The organism is Synechococcus sp. YX-04-1 (assembly GCF_030546365.1).
In the GTDB taxonomy this organism is placed as follows: Bacteria; Cyanobacteriota; Cyanobacteriia; order PCC-6307; family Cyanobiaceae; genus Parasynechococcus.
Genome location: NZ_JAUONZ010000001.1, coordinates 329,693 through 351,408, shown reverse-complemented (window position 1 = coordinate 351,408; position 21,716 = coordinate 329,693). Strand labels below are relative to the sequence as shown.

Genomic DNA, 21,716 nt, shown 5'->3' with positions numbered 1-21,716 from the left:
GTGGAAAACAGGCGAAAACAATCCACCCGTTGGCCCCGCAGGTTTTCCACTCCCTGTGAAGCGGTGGAAAACGGGGTCTCACTCCCCATCCTGTGAAAAATTCTCCTCAGGCTTGGTTCATCGAGAGCTGTGATGAAAGCTGGGTTTTGGGTGCTTTTCCCCCTTTTCCCCAAGCCCTACGACGGCTGTATTTGTTTTTTATTTTTTTAATCCATAAAAACCAAACAGCCGAACAGAGCCTCCCAATGCGCTGGCCATTGCACTTCCCCTCAGCCTGTGAAACCGTGGGACACCTCAGCGCGATCAGGTCGTCAGGACGATGAAGGTGGTCTGTTCACAGTCCGAACTGAATGGCGCTCTGCAGTTGGTGAGCCGTGCGGTCGCCACACGCCCCACCCATCCGGTTTTGGCCAATGTGCTTCTCACCGCCGATGCCGGCAGCAACCGCCTAAGCCTCACTGGTTTTGACCTAAGCCTCGGAATTCAGACGTCTCTCGCCGCCAGCGTGGAAACCAGCGGCGCCATTACACTTCCGGCCCGGTTGCTGGGAGAGATCGTTTCCCGCTTGTCCAGCGATTCTCCGATCACACTTGCCGTTGATGATTCCGGTGAGCAGGTTCAGCTCACCAGCCTCAGCGGCAGTTATCAGATGCGCGGCATGAGCGCTGATGACTATCCCGATCTTCCGATGGTGGAGAGCGGCATGGCGCTCAAACTGCAACCTGAACGGTTGGTGCAGGCGCTTAAAGGCACCCTTTTCGCCAGCAGCGCTGATGAAGCAAAGCAACTGCTCACCGGCGTGCATCTCAAGTTCAACCAGCGAGCTCTGGAAGCGGCTGCCACCGATGGGCACCGTCTTGCCGTGCTCAATGTTGATGATGCTCTGCAGGATGCTGCCGTAACCGACGCTGTGGATGACGAGGGTTTCGCGGTGACGCTCCCATCGCGCTCGCTGCGGGAGGTGGAGCGGCTGATGGCGTCCTGGCGGTCCGATGAACCCGTCAGTTTGTTCTGTGATCGCGGCCAGGTGGTGTTTCTTGCGGCCGACCAGATGGTCACCAGCCGCACCTTGGAAGGCACCTATCCCAATTACGGCCAGCTGATCCCTGATGGTTTCACCCGCACCTTCGGAATGGACCGTCGCGCCCTGATTGCAGCTTTGGAGCGGATTGCTGTACTGGCTGATCAACACAACAACGTTGTGAAATTCAGCAGTCAGCCTGAGGACGGTGTTGTCCAGATCAGTGCAGATGCGCAGGATGTGGGTAGTGGCTCTGAGTCGCTTCCCGCCAACTTGGAGGGTGACGCCATGCAGATTGCCTTCAATGTTCGTTATTTGCTGGATGGCCTGAAAGCCATGGGCTCTGATCGGATTGTTCTGCATTGCAACGCGCCCACCACGCCGGCCGTGCTCCGCTCCGATGACGTGCCTGAAGCCTTCACCTATCTGGTGATGCCCGTTCAGATTCGTTCCTGATGTGTCGCTACCGGATCAGCTGCTTCTCAGTGATCTTCTGAGTCATACGGTTCGTTGTGATCTGGGCCTGGATCACGGGCCTGGGGTCATGGCTTGGATGCATCCGCCGGTGCATCGTCTGCTGGGCTGGGTCAGCCGTCCATCAGCCTTGCGCATGTCGCGGGATGTCTGGCGTTTGAACCAGTGTTGTGGTTTGAGCGATCAACAGGTTTTTGTGCGTGGCGAGCCGGCGGTCACTGATCAGGTGACCTTGGAGCGCTTGCCAACGCTGATGGATGCAGCCTTGCTGGACCGCGACGGTGAGCGGATCGGGAGTGTTGTTGACCTTGATTTTCGACCTGCTGATGGCGCGATTCTTCATTACCTAATCGCCCGTAGCGACCCACGTCTGCCGGGGAGTTCCCGATGGCGTTTGGCTCCCGATCGCATCCTTGATCAACAACCGGGTCAGATCCAAACCGGTCTGATGGGATTGGATGATCTACCGATGGCCCGTGCCAGCGTTCGTCAGGATCTGCTCCAACGCACCCAACACTGGCGGGACCAGTTGCGTTCCATGGGTGACCGTGCGGGCGATCGCCTGGAGGGTTGGTTGGACGACTCGCCCATCGATGAGCTGCGATCGGAAACCAGGCGTTCGTCGCTTGACGACGATGAACCAGAGGAGGTGTCTGGACCTGAGGTCTGGGACGACGAAAGCTGGGAAGAGACCCCCACCCGCCGCCGCCGCGAGGACGAAGACCCTTGGGTCTGACGGCCGGTCGGCAACACTGGTAGGAGGTGCTCCGCGATTCGTGGTTTCCTCCCCTGCGTACGACATAGCTGCAGCCCTGAAGCAGGAAGGGCTCAAGCCCAGTGACTGGGATGAGATCTGTCGGCGGCTCGGTCGCGAGCCGAATCGAGCTGAGCTGGGCATGTTCGGTGTGATGTGGTCCGAACACTGCTGTTATCGCAATTCCCGGCCCTTGCTGAGTGGCTTCCCCACTGAGGGACCACGCATCCTGGTGGGCCCCGGTGAAAACGCCGGCGTGGTCGATCTCGGAGGGGGGCACCGGTTGGCTTTCAAGATCGAAAGCCACAACCACCCCTCCGCCGTCGAACCCTTTCAGGGGGCCGCAACAGGGGTGGGCGGCATCCTGCGTGACATCTTCACGATGGGGGCCCGTCCGATTGCGCTGCTGAACGCCCTGCGCTTCGGTCCCCTTGAGGATCCCGCCAACGTTGGCCTGATGGAAGGTGTTGTGGCCGGCATTGCCCATTACGGCAACTGCGTTGGGGTGCCGACGGTGGGCGGCGAGGTGGCCTTTGATCCCTCCTATTCCGGCAATCCGCTTGTGAATGCCATGGCTCTCGGGTTGATGGAGACCGAGGAGATCGTCAAATCCGGCGCGATCGGCGTCGGCAATCCTGTGGTGTATGTGGGCAGCACCACCGGTCGGGATGGCATGGGGGGAGCCAGCTTTGCCAGCGCTGAGCTCAGTGCTGATTCCCTGGATGATCGCCCCGCCGTTCAGGTGGGGGATCCGTTTCTGGAGAAAGGGCTGATCGAAGCCTGTCTTGAGGCCTTCGCCAGTGGTGATGTGGTGGCAGCGCAGGACATGGGCGCCGCTGGTCTGACCTGCAGCTGTTCGGAGATGGCCGCCAAAGGGGGCCTCGGGGTGGAACTGGATCTAGATCGTGTTCCGGCCCGAGAAGCCGGGATGACGGCTTACGAGTTCCTGTTGTCGGAGTCCCAGGAACGGATGTTGTTCGTGGTGAAGGCTGGCCGGGAGGACGCATTGATGCAGCGTTTCCGTCGCTGGGGATTGCAGGCGGCGGTTGTGGGCAAGGTGCTCCAAGAACCGATTGTGCGGGTGTTGCATCACGGTGCCGTTGCCGCTGAGGTGCCGGCCACGGCTCTTGCCGATGACACCCCGATCGAAAAACATGCTCTGTTGCAGGAGCCCCCGGCAGGCCTTCAGGCTCTTTGGAGCTGGACCGAGCAGGAACTTCCGGAGCTGAGCGATGCCGCGGCAGCCCTGCTTCAGCTTCTGGATGACCCCACCATTGCGAGCAAGCAGTGGGTTCACCGTCAGTACGACCAGCAGGTGCTGGCCAACACGGTGGTCTCATCCGGTGCCGCTGATGCTGCTGTGGTGCGTCTGAGACCCCAGCAAGGCGATGGATCCATGGCTGCATCCAATCGTGGTGTTGCCGCCACAGTGGATTGTCCCAACCGTTGGGTTGCCCTGGATCCCGAACGCGGCGCTCAGGCGGCCGTCGCAGAAGCGGCACGCAACCTGAGTTGTGTGGGGGCGGAGCCTCTGGCGGTGACCGACAACCTCAATTTCCCGTCACCGGAAACACCCAAGGGCTTCTGGCAGCTCGCTATGGCCTGTCGGGGGATATCTGATGCCTGCCGCGCCCTCAACACACCCGTTACTGGCGGAAATGTCTCGCTCTACAACGAGACCAAACAGGACGACGGCACCATGCAACCGATCCACCCCACGCCGGTGATCGGCATGGTTGGTTGTGTGGATGACATCAGCCGTGTGACTGGCTTGGCCTGGCAACAGCCCGGCGATGCGATTTTCCTCATCGGTGTTCCTCCGGAGGATGGTGCCAACCCCAGCCTTGGTTTGGCTGGCAGTGCCTATCAACAACAGACCCTTGGCTCCTTGGCCGGACGACCGCCCAAGCCCGATCTTGCCGTCGAATCAGCGGTTGGGCGTCTGGTGCGTGAGGCCATTGCTCAAGGTCTGTTGGCCTCCGCCCACGACTGCAGTGATGGCGGTCTGGCAGTGGCGTTGGCTGAATCCTGCATCGCCTCTGATCTGGGCATCAACGTGACGCTTTCCACAGGATCGGCGCGCCTGGAGCGGGTGCTGTTCGCCGAAGGCGGCAGCCGGGTGATTGTGTCGGTGAAGGCAGCTCGCCTCCCCGCATGGGAGCAGTTGATCGGATCCAATCCAGCGCTCTGCATTACCCCGCTGGGCAGTGTTACGGCGGAGTCTCGATTGGTGATTCGATCCGAATCTGCTGTTCAGCTCGATCTTGAGGTGCAACGCTGTGCTGCTGTTTTCCATGATGCGTTGCCCCGACGGATGCATTCGGAGTGATTGAGTCAGGCGTTGCCTGACGGTCGTTTCTCTTCCTTATCTATCTGACTTCGGATTCATCATGTGCGGCATTATCGGAATGTTCTGTGTTGACTCAGTCAACCAACAGATCTACGACAATCTGCTTCTGCTTCAGCACCGTGGTCAGGACTCGGCAGGGATTGTCACGATGGACAATCACACCTTCCATGTGCACAAACAAAGGGGACGTGTGCGTGAAGCCTTTCGCACTCGAGATATGCGAAAGCTGTTGGGCAATGCCGGGATCGGTCACGTTCGCTATGCCACCCGTGGCGCTGCTGCGTCAGAAGACGAAGTTCAGCCGTTCTATGTGAATGCCCCCTATGGCATCACTTTTGTTCATAACGGCAATCTCACCAACACCCATCAGCTTGAGCAGGATCTGTTCAAGATTGATCGTCGTCACACCAATTCGAGTAGCGATACGGAGATGCTGGTCAATGTGTTGGCCACGGAGATTCAATCTCAACTCACAGGCGGTGATTTGACACCGGATCAGTTGTTTGATGCGGTGGCGTCATTGCATCACCGCGTTCAGGGCTCCTATGCATCGATCGCTTTGATTGCGGGCCACGGAATGCTGGCCTTCCGGGATCCCTATGGAATTCGCCCCCTGATTCTCGGCAGGCGATTCTCTGAACAGGGTCGTGAGGAGTGGATTGTTGCCAGTGAATCGTTGGTGATTGAAAACAGTGGCTACGAGATCGTTCGCGATGTTGACCCTGGCGAGGCGGTGTTCATTGACGTTGATTTGAACTTGCACCAGCGTCAGTGTGCCGAGTCTCCTCGGTTAATTCCCTGTGCTTTTGAGTACGTTTATTTGGCGCGGCCTGATTCCGTCATGAACGGCATTTCGGTTTATGAGTCGCGGCTGCGGATGGGTGATCGTTTGGCTCAAACTATTGCGTCAACTTTGCCGGCTGGTGATATCGATGTTGTGATGCCGATTCCTGATTCAGCAAGGCCTTCGGCGATGCAGGTGGCCAAGCAATTGGGTCTTGAGTATCGCGAAGGTTTTTACAAGAACCGCTATGTCGGCCGCACTTTCATCATGCCGGGTCAAGCTGAACGGAAGAAATCTGTGCGGCAGAAACTCAACGCTCTCGGCACTGAATTTGCCGGAAAGAATGTCTTGATCGTCGATGATTCGATTGTTCGTGGCACAACGTCCCGCGAGATTGTTCAGATGGCACGCAGCGCTGGTGCCAACAAGGTGACGTTTACGTCGGCTGCTCCGCCGGTTCGCTATCCCAATGTTTATGGGATCAACATGCCGACCCGGGCGGAACTTCTTGCCCACGGTCGAACTAGTGATGAGATTTCAGATATTCTTGGTGCTGATCATGTTGTTTATCAGACTGTCGAGAACTTATTAGAAAGCATTGTTGAGAAAACTGAGATCAAGGATCTCGAGATGTCTTGTTTTGATGGTCATTATGTGACCGGTGGAATCGACGAAGATTATTTCCAATGGCTGGAGCAGAATTGCAGCTCCTGATCGGTGATTATGGATTCGGTTGAATGGCGTTAATCACTTCAACGATGGTTTCTCCGTCCTGAAGACCCGTCTGTTCCGTCAGTTTTTCTCCGGGGTTTGAGATGTTGGTGTCTTCCGGATCCAAGCGTCCGTGACGGTCTTTGCTGGTGCGCACGCCGACCAGTCCTGTCCCAGCGCTGATACCAACTAAGCGATCAGATTCCGCATCAACCTGCACGGCCATGCTGCCGAGATCGCCCCGTTGGTTGTAGCGCAGGCCTGAACAGTCGATTCGCGCGATCAATCCCCTTTGGCTGAACAGCATTAGTGGTGTCTGTTCCGTGCAGATGGCTCCGACGATCTGTTCCCCGGGCAGCAATCGCATGGTCATGGGTCCCTGCGCCAATCGACCCATCAAAGGGAGCGCTTCCTCAGTGACCCGCAGTCGCAGCAGGCGACCAATGTCGCTCATCAGCATCAGTGTTCCTTGGTCGCGACAGATCACTGCACTATTGAGCTCGACGCCCTCTTTCAATTTGAGAACGCTGGTGGCCCGACCGGACAGGTCCACCACTTCGCTGAGGGGAAGTCGCTTGAAACGACCATCGCTGCTGAGCAAGCCCAGACTTAACGCCTCGATGTTTTTGCTGGGCAACGACAGCAGCGAAACGATCGTGTCTCCGTCGAGTCCGGTGGGAAGGAAACGCTCCACTGGGCCCGGCTGTTGTCCTGCAAACTCCCAGCGCACTTGGGCAATGCGTCCGCTCGCACTCACGGCCAGCAGCCGCGGTGGTGGTTCGATTGGCAAGATCACGCGCGCTGGAGATGGTGCATCACCAATGGGGCAAGGATCATTGAGGTGCAGCCGGCCCAGCACCTGAGGGGTGACGATTTTCACTTGTCCATCGGCCTGGATCAGAACCCGACCATCTCCGGGCAATGCGGCCAGGGCCTGCTGACGCAGCAGTTCTGTGTTCGGGCGTTGGCTGGCTGCCCGTTCGGCTATCAGGGCATCACCGCCCTCCACCAGGCGGGTTCGACGCGGGGTGCTGAAGCGTTTTTTCAATGCTTTGAGCTCCGTCACCATCGCCTCCAGCAGCTGATCCCGGTTGTCCAAGAGCAACTTGAGCCGTTGACGTTCCGCCCGAAGCTCCTCCAGCTCCTGGCGCAGGCTTTCCTGTTCGAGTCCGGTCAGACGCCTCAGGGGCATGGCCAACACCGCATCCGCCTGCCGTTCGCTGAGGTCGAGGCGCACCATCAGGCTGGCGCGGGCTGAGGCGGCGTCATTCGCCTCCTGAATCATGGCGATCACGGCTTGAAGACTGTTAAGGGCTGTGATCAGTCCTTCCACCACCTCAAGCCGGTCTTCGGTCTTGCGCAGGGCATGACTGGTGCGCCGAATCAGGGTCAGTTCCCTGAAATCGAGGAAGGTCTGGAGCAGTTGGCGCAGAGACAGCTGCTGGGGGTGTCCATCCACAAGGGCCAGCAGGATCGCTCCAAAGTTGCTCTGCAGCGCCGTTCGACGCTGCAGATCCTTCAGCACCTTCTCCGGATCCGCATCGCGGCGCAGCTCCACCACCACGCGCATGCCTTCGCGGTCGCTTTCGTCCCGGATGTCGGCGATTCCGCCGATCTTGCCGTCGTTGACGGATTCCGCCAGTTTTTCAATCCAGCCGGCCTTGCTGAGCTGGTAGGGCAGTTCCGTGACCACAACTGCATTGCGTTTATGGCGCCCCTTGCCGAGTTGCACTTCTTCGGTGTGGGCGACGCCGCGCATCGGGATGCTGCCGCGGCCGTGCAGATAGGTGTCTCGTAGGCCTGAGCTGATCAGCACCTCACCACCTGTGGGGAAGTCGGGCCCTGGGATCAGTTCCAGAAGTTTGTCGTCACTCAGCTCCGGCTTGTGGATCAGGGCGATCAGGCCATCCACCACCTCTCCCAGATTGTGCGGGGGGATGCTGGTGGCCATGCCGACGGCGATACCGGAGCAACCGTTCAGCAGCAGGAAGGGAAGCTGGGCCGGAAGAACGGTGGGTTCCTGTTGGGATCCATCGAAGTTCGGCGCAAAATCAACGGTGTCTTCACCGATCTCCTCAAGCATCGCCTGATGGGAGATCGGCGCCAGGCGGGTTTCGGTGTACCGCATCGCCGCCGGTGGGTCGTCGTCCACCGAGCCGAAATTGCCGTGGCCGTCGAGCAGGGGATGACGGCTGGAGAAGGTCTGAACAAGCCGCACTAGGGCGTCATAGACCGCTTGATCACCGTGAGGGTGGTACTTGCCCAGCACGTCACCGACGACCCTCGCGCACTTGCGGTAGGGACGGTCTGGGGTAAGACCCAGTTCCTGCATCGCGTAGAGGATGCGTCGCTGTACAGGCTTGAGACCATCGCGGGCATCGGGCAACGCCCGACCCACGATCACGCTCATCGCGTATTCGAGGTAGGAGCGCTGCATCTCCTGATGCAGGGCGATCGGTTGAACGCGCTCCTCAGCCATTCGGTCTGTCGCTCTCCGACCGGAAGGCGCTCAGCCTACAGATGATCACTGGCTTTTCTTCCACGTTGCGTTGGCTTGAGCCCGTTCCACGATGTTGGTGAGCTCCGTCTCGCTCAGCAATTGTGCCGTCGCCTCACGGATGCGCACCCCCCAAAGCTGTTCGGCTTGATGCAGGGGCAAGACGTAGTTGGGGTTCTGGGCCAACGCTGTGGAAGCCAGCTGAATTGCCTCGGTCTGCTCACCCTGTTGATGCAGCGCTGCGGCCAGAGCCAGCATCGGTTCCGCGTTGGGCTCCAGCTTCAACACCCGGCGCCAACGCCGCACGGCTTCCTGACGCTGGCCCATCTCAAAAAGCACCAGGGCTTGGTTGTTCAGGGCTTCCCAGAACTCCGGTTTTAGAGCGGTGGCTTTTTCGAACGACTTCAGGGCCAGAGGGAGTACGCCCTGCATGATTCTGGCGTTGCCAAGGTCGAAATAGGCCGAAGCGTTGTTCGGATCCAATTGGAGTCCGCGGGTGATCAAGGGAACGGCATCGTTCGGTCGCTCTGCCCGAAGGGCGATCGCTGCTTCGGCGAACCACAGGCCGGCTTTTTCAGGATTCAGCTGCTTGGCGCGGGCCAAAGACCGGCTTGCGTCCTTGAGGTTGTTGTTGCGGAGTTGAGCCTCCGCCAGGATCGACCAGAACCGCTCGTCATTTGGGTTGAGCCGCACCGCTAGAGCCGCGAGTCGTGCCGCGTCCTTGGCTTGCCCCAGCTGCAGCAGCTGGGCAGCAGTCCGTCCGATGCCGATCGATGAGCCCTTGAGCTCCTCCTCGGTGGGTAGGTAGACGTAGGGGATCAGGGCGTTGGCTGCTGGGGCGCCGAACCAACTCCCCAGAACGACCAGTGCAGCCGCCAGCGTTTGACGCAAGCCAATTCGACGCAGCACTGGAGCAAGGGTTGAGTCGCTAAAGCGTAGGTGTGGGATCCGGTTGTGCTGCAGCGGCGTTGCGTCGCCACATCCAGGGTTTGATCCGTCGCAACGCCGACCCCCGCAGGTTTTGGTCCCAGACGCTGTCATCCCAGGTCTGGATCTGCTCCTTGTGCAGATTGAGCAGCCATGGGCGTGGCTGCATTTCGGGATCGCTGCTCTGGGGCAAGCTTCGATGATTCCAGGGGCAGACGTCCTGGCAGATGTCGCACCCGGCCACCCACGGTCCAAGGGCGGTGCGAATGTTCTCCGGTAGGTCGTCCTCACGGTTTTCGATCGTGTGAAAGGCCAGGCATCGCCTTGCATCCACCACAAAAGGTTCGTGAATCGCATCCGTGGGGCAGGCATCGATGCAGGCGCTGCAGCGTCCACAGAGGCTGCGGGCTGGTGTGTCGGCGTCCAAAGGCTCTGTGGTCAGCAGATGGCCGATCACCATCCACGAGCCCCTTTCGGGGTGAATCAGATTGCTGTGCTTGCCGATCCAGCCAAGACCGGCTTCCTCAGCCCAGGCCTTGTCCAGCAGCGGTGTTGCGTCAACACAGGCGCGCCAGTCGCAGTCTGGCCGTTGTTCCGAAAGCCAGCGGCCGATCCGTCGCAGCCGTTGATCCACAACCCGGTGATAGTCACGTCCCCAGCCGTAGCGGGCGACCTTGAGGGAGCCGGGCGAGGGTTGGGCGTCGACGTAATAGTTGAGGCCAACGGCGAGCACGCTGTTGGCTCCGTCCAACAGAAGCCTGGGGTCTCGCCGTCGTGGGGCCGCCATCCAAGCCATGTCGGCTTGATCGCCATGGTCCAACCAGCGCTGCAGGGCTTGAGTGCGCAGCTGCAGCCGTGGACTTCCCGGAATCCTGGCAATGCCAACGGGACTGAAGCCTTCCTCAGCAGCGCGACGCTTCAGAGCCTGACTCAACAGCGTTTGTTGATCGGTGACATGCCCTTGCATCGACCTTAGGGTTGGGCGCTTATCAGCATCTTCTCTGTGACCGGGACTGAGACAGGACGTCTTGCACCTTTGCTGCGCTGGCTGGGCTTGACCCTCGTGGTGATTCTCGTCCTGCAGATGCTGGCTGTTCTTGTTGGCGTCGACTGGAGTGAGGATGCTCCTCGCCCGCAGGTCACCGGTCCGCTGGTGGCTTTGGCTCCCCTTGGGTTTGCCGGTTTGTTGATCTGCCTGATTGGATCAAGGCTGGATCACCCTCAGCAGCAGCGCAGTCCTTTGCGCCTTCTGATCGCCGTCCTTTCAGGACTGTTGGCCCTCGGCATGGTGGTTGCCGTGCCGATGTCCCTGGATGGGGGTGCGGGTGACGTTGCCCGCCAGCGCAATCTGGAACAGGGTCGCGAAGCGTTGAAGGATGCCCGAGCCTTCCGCGCCGATGCAGCGCAGGTCACCTCCTTGGGTGAGCAGCTGGCCCAGGCCGGTCAACTCGCTGCCGATGCCACGGAGGACGACAAGCTGCGGGCGGCCGAAAAGATGGTGGACGATCAGATCACCCAGATGGAGGCCCAACTCAAGACAGTTGAGGTTGGCCAGGCCCGTGAATCCCAGCAGCGGTTCATCGGTGGAACCATCACGGCTGTGGTTCTTGCGATTGCGTTTGTGCTCCTCGCGTTCACGGCACTGCTCTGACCGCTGGTTAGGTTGGTCAGACCTTATTCAAAGCTGGGCGCAGTACCTCCTTGGTCCAGTCCAATCCCAGACCTGATCTGCCGCTGTCCGCAAGGCTTCGGCAGGATCTAAAGAACGACCTGATTGCAGGCTTGCTGGTGGTGATTCCACTGGCAACAACGATTTGGCTGTCAACGATTGTCAGTCGGTTTGTTCTGGCGTTCCTGACCTCGATACCAAAGCAGTTCAATCCGTTCATCACCCTGAATCCACTGCTTCAGGATCTGATCAACCTGGCTCTCGGTCTCACGGTGCCTCTGATGGGCATCCTTCTGATCGGCTTGATGGCTCGAAACATTGTCGGTCGCTGGCTGTTGGAGTTTGGGGAAGGCACCTTGAGCCGGATCCCCCTGGCTGGATCGGTCTACAAGACCTTGAAGCAGCTGCTTGAGACCTTTTTCCGCGATAACTCCACCCGGTTCCGTCGTGTTGTTCTCGTTGAGTACCCCCGGGAGGGATTGTTCAGCGTTGGGTTTGTGACCGGGGAAGTGGGTCCTTCACTTCAATCTGATTTGAAGGAGCCCCTGTTGAGTGTGTTCATTCCCACCGCTCCGAATCCCACCACCGGTTGGTACACCCTTGTTCCAGAGGGGTCCGTCCGAGATCTTGAGATCAGCGTTGAAGAAGCTTTCCGAACAATCATTTCGGCCGGCATCGTCAACCCCGATGATCGTGAAGCCCCTGTGAATCGGAGTTTTTCCAGCCTCATGGCCCAGTTACGGGCTTCTGCATCTCCTTCCAGCTGAGTCATGGCGACACGATCCCTTACACGCGAGCTGGCCTTGCTGGTGCTTGGTCAGGTGCCGGAACAGAAGTCAGCCTCAGTCGCTGACCTGGCCCTTGATTCAATCCTGGACCAGGCCCTCGACACCCTCACCCAGCACTGGCGTGAGTCGCTTGATGCCAGTGCTGCAGAGCTCGATCAGGCGCAGCAGTCCCTGCTGGACAGTGAGTTGCAGCAGGGCGAAACCGGAACCCATGACACCGTCCGCACCCATCTGCGCGCATCGTTGAGTTCCGCTGAACAGGTGCTGAATGGATTGTCCGCCAGTCTTGAGTTGCCTCGGCTGTTGTTGCTTGGGGATCAGGAGCAGATTCGCCGCGGTGCCATGGAGCGGGTTCAGAAGGTGCTCACCCAGCGCGAGGGCATTGACAAACGTCTGGATCAGGTGATGGAGGGCTGGAGGCTGACCCGACTTCCACGGATCGATCGCGACATTCTCCGGTTGGCTGTCGTTGACCTGGAAAGCCTGCGCACTCCGGCTCCAGTGGCGTTCAACGAGGCGGTTGAGCTGGCCAACCGTTATAGCGATGAGCAGGGGCGCCGGATGATCAATGGCGTGTTGCGCCGCTTCCATGACGCTCAATCGAAAGCATCGGCCTGATGGTGTTCAACTGGTTCGAACGACAGGCTGACGAGTCTCAGACGCCGGAGCCGACGCCCACCCCCGCGCCGACGCCGGAACCGACGGCTGGTGGGACTGATGCTCCCGTTTCAGAAGCGCCGGAGCCCACTCCAGCTCCTGCAGCCAGTGAGGAAGAAGACGAAGCTCTGGTTTGGGCCCGTGAGGCCTATGCCCGCCTGAAGGCTCAGCAACAGGCAGCGTCCCCTGTTGCTGAAGCGGCCCCCGAGCCCACCCCAGCGCCCAGTCCAGAACCAGCACCTTCACTTACACCTTTACCAACACCAGGTCCGGCACCTTTACCGACACCGTCTCCAGCACCAGCTCCCGGACTGTCGCTGCTGGAGCAGGCAGCGGCTCAGCGACAGCAGCGTCAGCAGGATCTGGATGACAGGGCTCGTGAGGCTCCACCTGCACCCACTCCGGCTCCCACCCCTGCGCCAGCTCTCGATTCAGAAGAGCCGCAGCTGGGTGACTTTGATCAGGATTTCACCTGGTCTGCCGAGGTGCTTGCGGCCCAGGGCCGTCGCGTTGATCAGGTTTCCCTCGAGGAAATCGATTGGTTGGGCCGGCTTCGCCGCGGCCTTGAAAAGACCCGTCAGGGCTTTGTCACCAGCCTTCTGGAGAATCTTGGTGACGACCCGTTAACGCCGGAGGTTCTTGACGATCTCGAAACTCTCTTGCTGAGGGCGGATGCTGGCGTCCAGGCCACCGATCAGGTGCTGGATGCCTTGCGTCAGCGGATGAATGAGGAGGTCGTTGATCCTGTGGAAGGGATTCGCTTCCTTAAGGAACAGCTGCGTGGCCTTTTGGACACGCCGATTGAGGCCAGTGGTGTTCCTCTTCTGGCGCCGGAACGGGATCGCCTCAACATCTGGTTGATGGTGGGGGTGAATGGGGTTGGTAAGACAACCACCCTGGGAAAACTTGCCAATCTGGCTGTTCGCAGCGGCTATTCGGCTCTGATTGCGGCCGCAGACACCTTCCGGGCTGCAGCCGTGCAGCAGGTTGAGGTCTGGGGAGAGCGCAGTGATGTTCCAGTGGTGTCCAACCCCAGCAGCAATGCCGACCCCGCTGCCGTTGTTTTCGATGCGATTGGTGCCGCTCGCTCGCGCAAGTCTGATCTGCTGCTGGTGGACACCGCCGGACGGTTGCAGACCAAGCACAACCTGATGGAGGAACTTCAAAAAGTCAGAAAGATCATCGACCGTTTGGCGCCGGAGGCGAAGGTCGAATCCTTGCTGGTTCTTGATGCAAGCCAGGGTCAGAACGGGCTTCGCCAGGCCATGGCCTTTGCCGAGGCGGCAGGCCTCACTGGTGTTGTAATCACCAAACTCGACGGCACAGCCCGTGGCGGCGTCGCCCTAGCGGTGTCGTCTGAGGCAGGTTTGCCGATTCGTTTCATCGGCGCTGGGGAAGGAATTCGTGATCTGCGCCCCTTCAACAGTTTTGAATTCGTTGAGGCTCTGCTGGCTGGACGCTGAAGCGTTGCTACCTTGCGGACCCTGGGGGTGCGAGGTTGAGCAGCAAGCCGCCCGGACGTCATCCCAGCTCTGCGCAGCGGACTGGACATCCCTCGCCCGAGGCCATGGCTTCGTTGCGTCAGCTGTTTGACAGCCTCAGCAGCGAACAGCGCCGCAATCAGGATCTGTTGGTCTCCCTGGGATTTGCCCTCCGCAGCTTCACCAACCTCCAGCGCTTTCTTGAGCTTGTGCCTGTCGTGGCCTCGCGCCTGGTGGGTGTTGAGGGGGCCTTGCTTGTTCCGTTTCAGACGGATGGTCGCCTCTGGCGTGATCAGTTGCAGGGGAGTCCAGCTGAGCCGTCCCAGGATCTGCTGCAGCGCTTAGCCGCCTTTGAACCTGGATCGGCCGTGGGTTTTGGCAGCGACGATCAGCAGCTGTTGGCGCTCGATCGTCTGGTTCAACGCTGCCTGCCCAAAGCGGCTTTGTTCGCCACGTCTGTCACGGCCCGTGGTCGGACGCGGGGCCGCCTTTACGTCTATGCCCGCAACGGCTCCTTAGTCTGGACCGAGGTGCACCGTCGGCACGTTCAGTTGGTGGCGGATCTTGCTGGTGTTGCGATCGAAAACGATCAGATGCTGCAGGACGCCCGCCGGCATGAGCGGGTGGATCGACAACTCAGCATTGGTGCAGAGATTCAGGCGCAGTTGTTGCCGGATCGTTGCCCCGTGATCGAGGGCATTGATCTGGCCGCGCGCTGTCGGCCCGCTTTTCAGGTGGGCGGTGACTACTACGACTTCATTCCCACCCGTCCGGAACTCATCGGCAGACGCCGTGAGCGGGGTCGCTGGGCATTGGTGATGGGGGATGTCATGGGCAAAGGCGTTCCTGCTGGTCTGCTGATGACGATGTTGCGCGGGATGCTGCGCGCTGAGGTTCTCAGCGGTCTGCCACCGGATCGGATTCTCCACGACCTCAACCAGCTGGCGCAGGAAGACCTTGCGCAGTCGCACCGGTTTGTGACGCTGTTTTATTCCGACCTGGATCCGCGCACGCTGCGGTTGCGTTATGCCAATGCGGCCCACAACCCGCCCCTGCTCTGGCGCGCCGAGCGACGGGTGATCATGCGGCTCGATGCCGCTGGGCTTCTGATCGGTCTCCAACCTGAAGCTGAGTTCGCCCTTGGCGAGGTTCGCCTTGAACCGGGAGACGTGTTGCTTTACTACACCGATGGTGTGACCGAAGCACCGGGGATCACTGGCGATCGTTTCGACGAGGCGCGGCTGATTCGTGCCCTTGAAACGGCCTGTCGAAGTGGTCAGGGAGCGCAGGGAATTCTTGAAAGCCTGTTTGAACGCTTGGACCGTTTTGTTGGTCCGGATCGTCAGCTGGAGGATGACGCGTCGCTTGTGGTGTTGAAAGTTCCGGAAGCGGTCACGTTGCCGAGTGTGCAGGGACGGTCAATCGCCTGACAAGCTGAGGAAATCGACGGATGAATTGATGGCTGGTGGGGTGACCGGTGGTGCTGCAGGCACCTGGAGCGATCGTTTTGAGCAAGGTCTGCATCCCTTTATCGAGGCGTTTAACGCCTCCATCGGTTTTGACCTGTCCCTTCTTCAGGAGGATCTCGATGGGTCGATCGCGCATGCCCGGATGCTGGCCGGCGTGGGAGTGATCACGGAGGCGGAGGCTGAGCAGTTGGTGGAGGGCCTGGAGACGGTTCGTGCTGAGGCGGCATCCGGCAGTTTCCAGCCCGGTTTGGCTGATGAGGATGTTCACTTCGCTGTGGAACGCCGGCTGATTGCTTTGCTGGGTCCCGTGGGCAAGAAGTTGCACACCGGACGCAGCCGCAATGATCAGGTTGGGACTGACCTACGCCTCTGGCTGCGGCGACGGCTGGATGGCCTGGATCAGGATCTGCAGCGGTTACAGGGGGCACTGCTGACCCAGGCGGATCGACATCGCCGCACCATGATTCCCGGCTACACCCACCTGCAGCGGGCCCAGCCGCTCTGTCTCGCCCATCACCTTCTCGCCTATGTCGAGATGTTGGAGCGCGACCGCGAGCGTCTTCAGGATGTGCGGAAACGCGTGAACATTTGCCCGCTCGGCGCTGCTGCCTTGGCGGGCACGCCAGTACCGATTGATCGCCAGCGCACCGCGAAGGAGCTGGGTTTTTCAGCGGTTTATGCCAACAGCCTCGATGCGGTCAGCGACCGTGATTTCTGCGTTGAGTTCTCCGCTGCCGCCTCCTTGGTGATGGTGCACCTCAGCCGTCTCGCCGAAGAGGTGATCGCCTGGGCGTCCGAGGAATTCGGCTTCGTGCGGCTCAGCGATCGCTGTGCCACGGGCAGCAGCCTGATGCCTCAGAAGAAGAATCCCGATGTGCCTGAGCTGGTTCGGGGCAAAACAGGACGGGTCTTCGGACATCTCCAGGGATTGCTAACCATGATTAAGGGTCTTCCGCTGGCCTACAACAAGGATTTTCAGGAAGACAAGGAGGCGTTGTTTGATGCCTTCCGCACAACACGTGATTGTGTTGAGGCGATGGCGATTTTGTTTGAGGAAGGCCTTGATTTCAGAGTCGAGCGCCTCAATGAAGCGGTGGAGCAGGATTTCTCCAATGCAACGGATGTGGCCGACTATCTGGTGTCTCGTGGTGTTCCATTTCGCGAGGCTTATCAATTGGTCGGCGCTGTCGTCCGGCGCTGTCTCGAGCAGGGTTGTTTGTTGCGGGACCTTGATCTGACTGCTTGGAAGGAACTTCATCCGGCCTTTGAGGCGGATTTGCATGACGCCCTGGCTCCCCGGGCTGTTGTTGCCGCCCGTCGCAGTGAAGGTGGAACGGGATTTGAGCGTGTTGATGAACAGCTTCAGCGTTGGTTACAGCGTTTCAACGGAACTCAACCGGTGGGATGACTCTCACCCATAACCGGGTCTACGCTTGTTTAGCCAGAGCTATGTCACTTCGTTCCGGAGTCATGGCCCGATGGCAAAGTTCAAGGCCTCATCGGTCCACTGTTTCGTACCCGGTCCACGCAAAACGTGAGCATTTTTGTCGGCAACCTTCCCTTCCGCGCTGAGCAGGAAGATGTGATTGAACTGTTTGCCCAGTTCGGTGAAGTGTCCAACTGCGCGCTGCCCCTCGAGCGGGACACAGGTCGCAAGCGTGGTTTTGCTTTCGTTGAGATGGCCGATGAGTCCACCGAAGAAGCAGCCATTGAAGGCCTGCAGGGTGCAGAACTGATGGGCCGTCCTCTCCGGATCAACAAAGCTGAGCCCCGCGGTAGCGCCCCCCGTCGTGGCGGTGGCGGCGGCTACGGCGGCGGTGGTGGCTACGGCGGCGGTGGTGGCGGTGGCGGCTACGGCGGCGGTGGTGGCGGTGGCGGCTACGGCGGCGGTGGTGGCGGTGGCGGTGGCGGCTACGGCGGCGGTGGTGGCGGCGGTGATCGCCCCTCCGGTGCAAGGGGATGGGAAGACCGCAGCTATGGCGCCCGAGACAATGCTGGTGAGGGCAATGCCTACGACGAGGGTCGCAGCCGTCGTCGCCGTGGATCCTCCAGCGGCGGTGGCGATGACTATTCCGGTTACGGCGGAGCTGAGGGCTGAACTCAGCCGTTCATCAGAGTCCTGCGTCCTTGAGTTGCTGTCCGGCTTGGAGCAGCACATCCAGATCAGCTCCAGGGCGCTGGGCTTTCTCCCCCAGCTCCCGCCGCCAGTGCCTTGCACCACGGACGCCTTCCACGAGTTGCACCAGGTGACGGCATATGTCCCACAGCCGGCCCCCTCTCTCCAGATGAGCCTCTGCATGGGGAAGTAGACCCTCCACAACATCTGACGCCAGCATCTGGCGTGACTCTTCCCCGAAAATCAAGGCATCGATGCTGGTCCAGCGCAGGGGATGGCTGTAGGCCGCCCGTCCCACCATGGCGCCATCGCATCCTTCCAGTGCCTCAAGGCAGTCTTCAGGGGATTCCAGCCCCCCGTTGAGTTCAATCACCAGATCGGGGCGGCGTTGTTTAAGAGCCACCACGCGGTCATGCTGCAGCGGAGGAATCGTTCGGTTCTGCTTGGGATCCAGGCCCTCCAGCCAGGCTTTACGGGCGTGAACAGCGAAGCGGCTGGCCCCTGCCAGAGCCACTCGATCCACGAAGTTCGTCAGCAGGGCATCGCTGTCGAGATCGTCAATACCGATCCGATGTTTCACGGTCACGGGGAGTCCCCCTGCGTCCACCATGGCCTCCACGCATCGGGCGACCAGATCCGGTTCCGCCATGAGGCAAGCCCCGAAATTCCCTGCCTGCACCTTCTGACTGGGGCAACCCACATTGAGGTTGATTTCGTCGTAGCCCCAGTCCTGCGCCAGTCGTGCCGCCTCGGCCAGTAGGGCTGGATCGTCTCCCCCCACTTGCAGGGCGATGGGATGTTCCACCGGATCGAAATCCAGCAACTTGTTGCGTCGTTTGCTGTGGTACAGCGCCTGGGCCACCACCATTTCGCTGTAGAGCAGGGCTCTACGGCTGATCTGCCGCATCAGCACCCGGAAATGGCGGTCGGTGCAATCCAGCATCGGCGCCACACTGAAGCGGTAGGCAGTGGTGGATCCGGCGGCAGTCATCAATCCATTAGAACCGCCCGTGATTCCCGCTTCAGCGTTGATGAGCTTGAGTGCCGCCGTTCTGTCCCGTCGATCGCTGTTGTTGGCGGCAATGGCAGGTGTGTTTGGCAGTCTCTGGAGACCTCAACCTGTGTTGGCGGCTTCCAACGCTGGCGATCCCTCTTGGGATCTCAATGCCGAGCAGTGGCGTGAGCGTTTGTCTCCCCAGGCCTATGACGTGTTGCGCAATGAGGGAACGGAACGTCCCTTCACGAGTCCGCTCAATGGAGAGAAGCGTTCCGGCACATATCACTGCGCCGGCTGTGATGCAGCTTTGTTTTCGTCGGAGGCCAAATTCGACAGCGGCACCGGCTGGCCCAGCTTCTGGCAGCCCCTAGATGGTGCCATCGCCACGAAAGTAGATTTCAAATTGATCCTGCCGCGCACGGAATACCACTGCAGCCGTTGTGGTGGGCACCAGGGCCACGTTTTCAATGACGGACCACGACCCACCGGCAAGCGCTACTGCAACAACGGAGTCGCCCTGCGCTTCCAGCCCGCTTGATCTGATTGTTGTTGGTGGTGGTCCTGCCGGGTACATGGCAGCAATCACTGCAGCCGAGCAGGGGGTTCGGCATGTGCTGGTGCTGGAAGGCACCTCTGAGCCCCTCCAGAAGGTACGCATCAGCGGTGGCGGTCGCTGCAATGTGACCCATGCCTGTTGGGATCCCCGTGAACTGGCCACCCACTACCCCCGTGGCAGTCGACCCTTGCGGGGGCCCTTCAGTCGCTTCGCCTGCGGCGATGCGATTGCCTGGTTTGACGAGCACGGGCTCACCCTGGTGGAGGAACCCGATGGACGGATGTTTCCGCAGCAGAACCGTTCTGAGGCCGTGATTCAGTGCCTGCAGAAGGCGGCAAGGGCTTCAGGTGTAGAGCTGCGCACAAAGGTCATGGTCCAGCAGGTGCGCGTTCACCCCAAGGGGGGGTTTGTGCTCGAGGGCCGCGGCCTGGAGCCTTTGCGTGGGCGCTGTTTGATGCTGGCCACGGGGGGGCATCCCAGTGGCCGAAAACTGGCGGAAGCCCTTGGTCATCAGGTGGTGCCGCCGGTGCCATCGCTGTTCAGCCTCACGCTGCAGGCACCGGCGCTGACGGCCTGCAGTGGCATTGCCATCGACGGTGTGGGCCTTGATCTGAAACTGGGCAACCAGCGCTTCCGCCAGACCGGGCGGGTGCTGATCACCCACCGCGGTCTGAGTGGTCCGGCCACGCTGCGCCTCTCGGCCTTTGCCGCCAGGGCCCTGCATCAGAACCGCTACCAGGGTGAGCTCAAGCTGGATTGGAGTGCTGGGTTGGGTCGTTCGGGGCTGACCGACCGATTGCAGCAATGGCGGCAGGAGCAGGCGCGGCGAACTCTTTCAGCATCGAAGCCTTTCGAGCATTTGCCGCGACGGTTGTGGCAAGCCTTTCTGAGCCTGGCTGGGGTGGAGCCAGAACGCCGTTGGGCCGATCTGCCGATCAAGGCGGAGCGTCGATTGGTGGAGCTGCTCTGCGCGCAGAGTGTGCCGATCCAGGGACGTGGGCCGTTCGGGGAGGAGTTCGTCACCGCCGGCGGTGTCGCCTTGGGGGACGTCAACCTGGCCACGATGGAGAGCCACCGATGCCCCGGCCTCTACCTGGCCGGAGAATTGCTGGATGTGGATGGGGTAACCGGCGGTTTCAACTTTCAGGCCTGCTGGAGCGGCGGTTGGTTGGCGGGCCAGGCCATCGCTGCAGTGCTTACTGGATCTGATCAAACACGGTGAACATCGGCAGGTACATCGCCAGCAGGATGGATCCCACAATTCCGCCCACCACAACGATCATCGCGGGTTCGAGCATTGATGTGAGTGCTTTGACCATGGCGCCGACTTCGTCTTCGTAGAAGTCCGCCACCTTGCTGAGCATTTTGTCCATTTCACCGGTTTCCTCGCCGATGGCCAGCATGTTCAGTGCCATGTCTGGCAGCACCTTCTGGCGGATCAGCGCATTGCTCAACAGCACGCCCTCCTGAACCATGGCCCGCGAGGCAAGGATGGCATCGGAAATGATCGCGTTGCCGGCGGTTTCGCTCGAGATTTCCATCGACATCAGGATCGGCACACCGGCCCGCGTGAGCGAACTGAAGATCCGGCAGAACTGAGCTGTCGCCGTCATCAGGATCAGTTCGCCGAAGAGTGGCAGCTTCAGCATCAGGCGGTCGATCGTTCGACGACCGTTGTGGGTTGCGTAGAACCGGTTCAACATCCAGATCGCTAGCAGGATCACCCCGATCGCATAAAGCGAGGCAGAGGAACGCAGCAGTGCGCTCAGATCAACGAGCAGTCGGGTGAAGGCCGGCAGCTCGGCCCCTAGATCTTCGAAGATCCCCGCGAAGGTTGGGATCAGAAAGATGGTCATCCCCAGGAACACCAGGATGGCGATCACCAGCACGGCGATGGGATAGCCCAAGGCTCCCTTGATCTGGTTCTGAAGTTTGGCGTTGTCTTCCAGCAACTTGGCAAGTCGCTTCAGGGCCTCATCCAGCACACCGCCGGCTTCGCCGGCTTCCACCATGGCGATGCTGAGTTGATCAAACACCTTCGGCCATTGACGCAGGGCTGTCGCCAGCGCAATGCCCTCATTGACGTCGAGGCTCACTTTGGTGAGCGCCCGTTTGAACATCGGCAGCTTTTGCTGCGTGGCCATTAGATCGAGACTGCGCACGATCGGCACGCCGGCATCGACCAGGGCCGCCAGCTTGCTGGCGAACACGGCCTTCTCCTTAACGCCCGGTGCCTTTTCAAACATTCGGTTGAGGTCGATCGACTTCAGACCTCCCGCCTCGGCCCCATCGGTTTTGGTGTCTTGGCTGTTTCCGGGGCTGACGGGCCGCAGTTCTTCGGCGCGAATTCCACGACGCCGCAGCAGCTTTTTGGCCTCAGCCAGGTTGGCTGCCTTGATCGTCACCGTTCGCGGTTGTCCGGTGGGACCGGAGTAGGAGGCAATGAAGGCGGCCATCGATGCTTA

At 60.3% G+C, this 21,716-nt stretch carries 18 protein-coding genes; 13 read left to right on the top strand and 5 right to left on the bottom strand.

The window, feature by feature from the left end:
* Window positions 1-319 precede the first annotated feature (319 nt).
* From dnaN to purF, 4 genes are all read left to right on the top strand, one after another.
* A complete protein-coding gene (gene dnaN / locus Q3Y53_RS01770; protein WP_303532180.1) occupies window positions 320-1,477 on the top strand; it encodes a DNA polymerase III subunit beta in 1,158 nt (385 codons plus the stop codon).
* Window position 1,478: 1 nt separating this feature from the next.
* On the top strand, window positions 1,479-2,231 hold the full coding sequence (locus Q3Y53_RS01765) for an RNA methyltransferase (protein WP_226424703.1): 753 nt from the start codon (window positions 1,479-1,481) through the stop codon (window positions 2,229-2,231).
* Window positions 2,232-2,271: 40 nt separating this feature from the next.
* On the top strand, window positions 2,272-4,578 hold the full coding sequence (purL, locus tag Q3Y53_RS01760; protein WP_303532178.1) for a phosphoribosylformylglycinamidine synthase subunit PurL: 2,307 nt from the start codon (window positions 2,272-2,274) through the stop codon (window positions 4,576-4,578).
* 61 nt (window positions 4,579-4,639) lie between these two features.
* On the top strand, window positions 4,640-6,097 hold the full coding sequence (gene purF / locus Q3Y53_RS01755) for an amidophosphoribosyltransferase (RefSeq protein ID WP_303532175.1): 1,458 nt from the start codon (window positions 4,640-4,642) through the stop codon (window positions 6,095-6,097).
* Window positions 6,098-6,104: 7 nt separating this feature from the next.
* Here the strand turns inward: purF and Q3Y53_RS01750 are convergent, their stop codons facing one another.
* The 3 genes from Q3Y53_RS01750 to queG are packed head-to-tail and all read right to left on the bottom strand — an operon-like array spanning window position 6,105 to window position 10,485.
* Window positions 6,105-8,573: a DNA topoisomerase (ATP-hydrolyzing) subunit A gene (locus tag Q3Y53_RS01750; protein WP_303532173.1), complete on the bottom strand. Its 2,469-nt coding sequence runs from the start codon at window positions 8,571-8,573 to the stop codon at window positions 6,105-6,107.
* Between the two features lie 45 nt (window positions 8,574-8,618).
* Window positions 8,619-9,500: a tetratricopeptide repeat protein gene (locus Q3Y53_RS01745; protein WP_303532172.1), complete on the bottom strand. Its 882-nt coding sequence runs from the start codon at window positions 9,498-9,500 to the stop codon at window positions 8,619-8,621.
* A 19-nt stretch (window positions 9,501-9,519) separates the two neighbouring features.
* The gene (gene queG / locus Q3Y53_RS01740; RefSeq protein ID WP_303532170.1) at window positions 9,520-10,485 is read right to left on the bottom strand and encodes a tRNA epoxyqueuosine(34) reductase QueG; all 966 of its coding nucleotides are present in this window, start codon (window positions 10,483-10,485) and stop codon (window positions 9,520-9,522) included.
* 36 nt (window positions 10,486-10,521) lie between these two features.
* Between queG and Q3Y53_RS01735 the strand changes: the two genes are divergently transcribed.
* The 7 genes from Q3Y53_RS01735 to Q3Y53_RS01705 all read left to right on the top strand — a co-directional run bounded on the left by Q3Y53_RS01735 (window position 10,522) and on the right by Q3Y53_RS01705 (window position 17,680).
* Window positions 10,522-11,169 (top strand): HpsJ family protein, encoded by a 648-nt coding sequence (locus tag Q3Y53_RS01735; RefSeq protein WP_226424708.1) that lies wholly within the window; start codon window positions 10,522-10,524, stop codon window positions 11,167-11,169.
* A 50-nt stretch (window positions 11,170-11,219) separates the two neighbouring features.
* On the top strand, window positions 11,220-11,954 hold the full coding sequence (locus Q3Y53_RS01730) for a DUF502 domain-containing protein (protein ID WP_226424709.1): 735 nt from the start codon (window positions 11,220-11,222) through the stop codon (window positions 11,952-11,954).
* Between the two features lie 3 nt (window positions 11,955-11,957).
* Window positions 11,958-12,593: a transcription antitermination factor NusB gene (gene nusB / locus Q3Y53_RS01725; protein WP_303532165.1), complete on the top strand. Its 636-nt coding sequence runs from the start codon at window positions 11,958-11,960 to the stop codon at window positions 12,591-12,593.
* The gene (gene ftsY / locus Q3Y53_RS01720; RefSeq protein WP_303532162.1) at window positions 12,593-14,095 is read left to right on the top strand and encodes a signal recognition particle-docking protein FtsY; all 1,503 of its coding nucleotides are present in this window, start codon (window positions 12,593-12,595) and stop codon (window positions 14,093-14,095) included. The genes nusB and ftsY overlap by 1 nt, the downstream gene beginning before the upstream one ends.
* Window positions 14,096-14,130: 35 nt before the next feature.
* Entirely contained in the window at window positions 14,131-15,543 is a 1,413-nt protein-coding gene (locus Q3Y53_RS01715; RefSeq protein WP_303532161.1) for a PP2C family protein-serine/threonine phosphatase, read from the top strand.
* 28 nt (window positions 15,544-15,571) lie between these two features.
* A complete protein-coding gene (argH, locus tag Q3Y53_RS01710) occupies window positions 15,572-16,990 on the top strand; it encodes an argininosuccinate lyase (protein ID WP_303532158.1) in 1,419 nt (472 codons plus the stop codon).
* A gap of 126 nt (window positions 16,991-17,116) precedes the next feature.
* On the top strand, window positions 17,117-17,680 hold the full coding sequence (locus Q3Y53_RS01705; RefSeq protein WP_303532157.1) for an RNA-binding protein: 564 nt from the start codon (window positions 17,117-17,119) through the stop codon (window positions 17,678-17,680).
* A gap of 13 nt (window positions 17,681-17,693) precedes the next feature.
* Here the strand turns inward: Q3Y53_RS01705 and dusA are convergent, their stop codons facing one another.
* Window positions 17,694-18,689 carry a tRNA dihydrouridine(20/20a) synthase DusA gene (dusA, locus tag Q3Y53_RS01700; protein ID WP_303532155.1) on the bottom strand — a complete coding sequence of 332 codons (996 nt, stop codon included), beginning with the start codon at window positions 18,687-18,689 and terminating at the stop codon, window positions 17,694-17,696.
* A gap of 40 nt (window positions 18,690-18,729) precedes the next feature.
* Between dusA and msrB the strand changes: the two genes are divergently transcribed.
* Window positions 18,730-19,233: a peptide-methionine (R)-S-oxide reductase MsrB gene (gene msrB / locus Q3Y53_RS01695; RefSeq protein ID WP_303532152.1), complete on the top strand. Its 504-nt coding sequence runs from the start codon at window positions 18,730-18,732 to the stop codon at window positions 19,231-19,233.
* A complete protein-coding gene (locus Q3Y53_RS01690; RefSeq protein WP_303532150.1) occupies window positions 19,163-20,473 on the top strand; it encodes an NAD(P)/FAD-dependent oxidoreductase in 1,311 nt (436 codons plus the stop codon). The genes msrB and Q3Y53_RS01690 overlap by 71 nt, the downstream gene beginning before the upstream one ends.
* On the opposite strand, the gene Q3Y53_RS01685 is transcribed toward Q3Y53_RS01690, so the two are convergent.
* Complete coding sequence (locus Q3Y53_RS01685; RefSeq protein WP_226424718.1) at window positions 20,448-21,707, bottom strand: type II secretion system F family protein; 1,260 nt, start codon at window positions 21,705-21,707, stop codon at window positions 20,448-20,450. The two genes, Q3Y53_RS01690 and Q3Y53_RS01685, sit on opposite strands and share 26 nt — an antisense overlap.
* Window positions 21,708-21,716 lie beyond the last annotated feature (9 nt).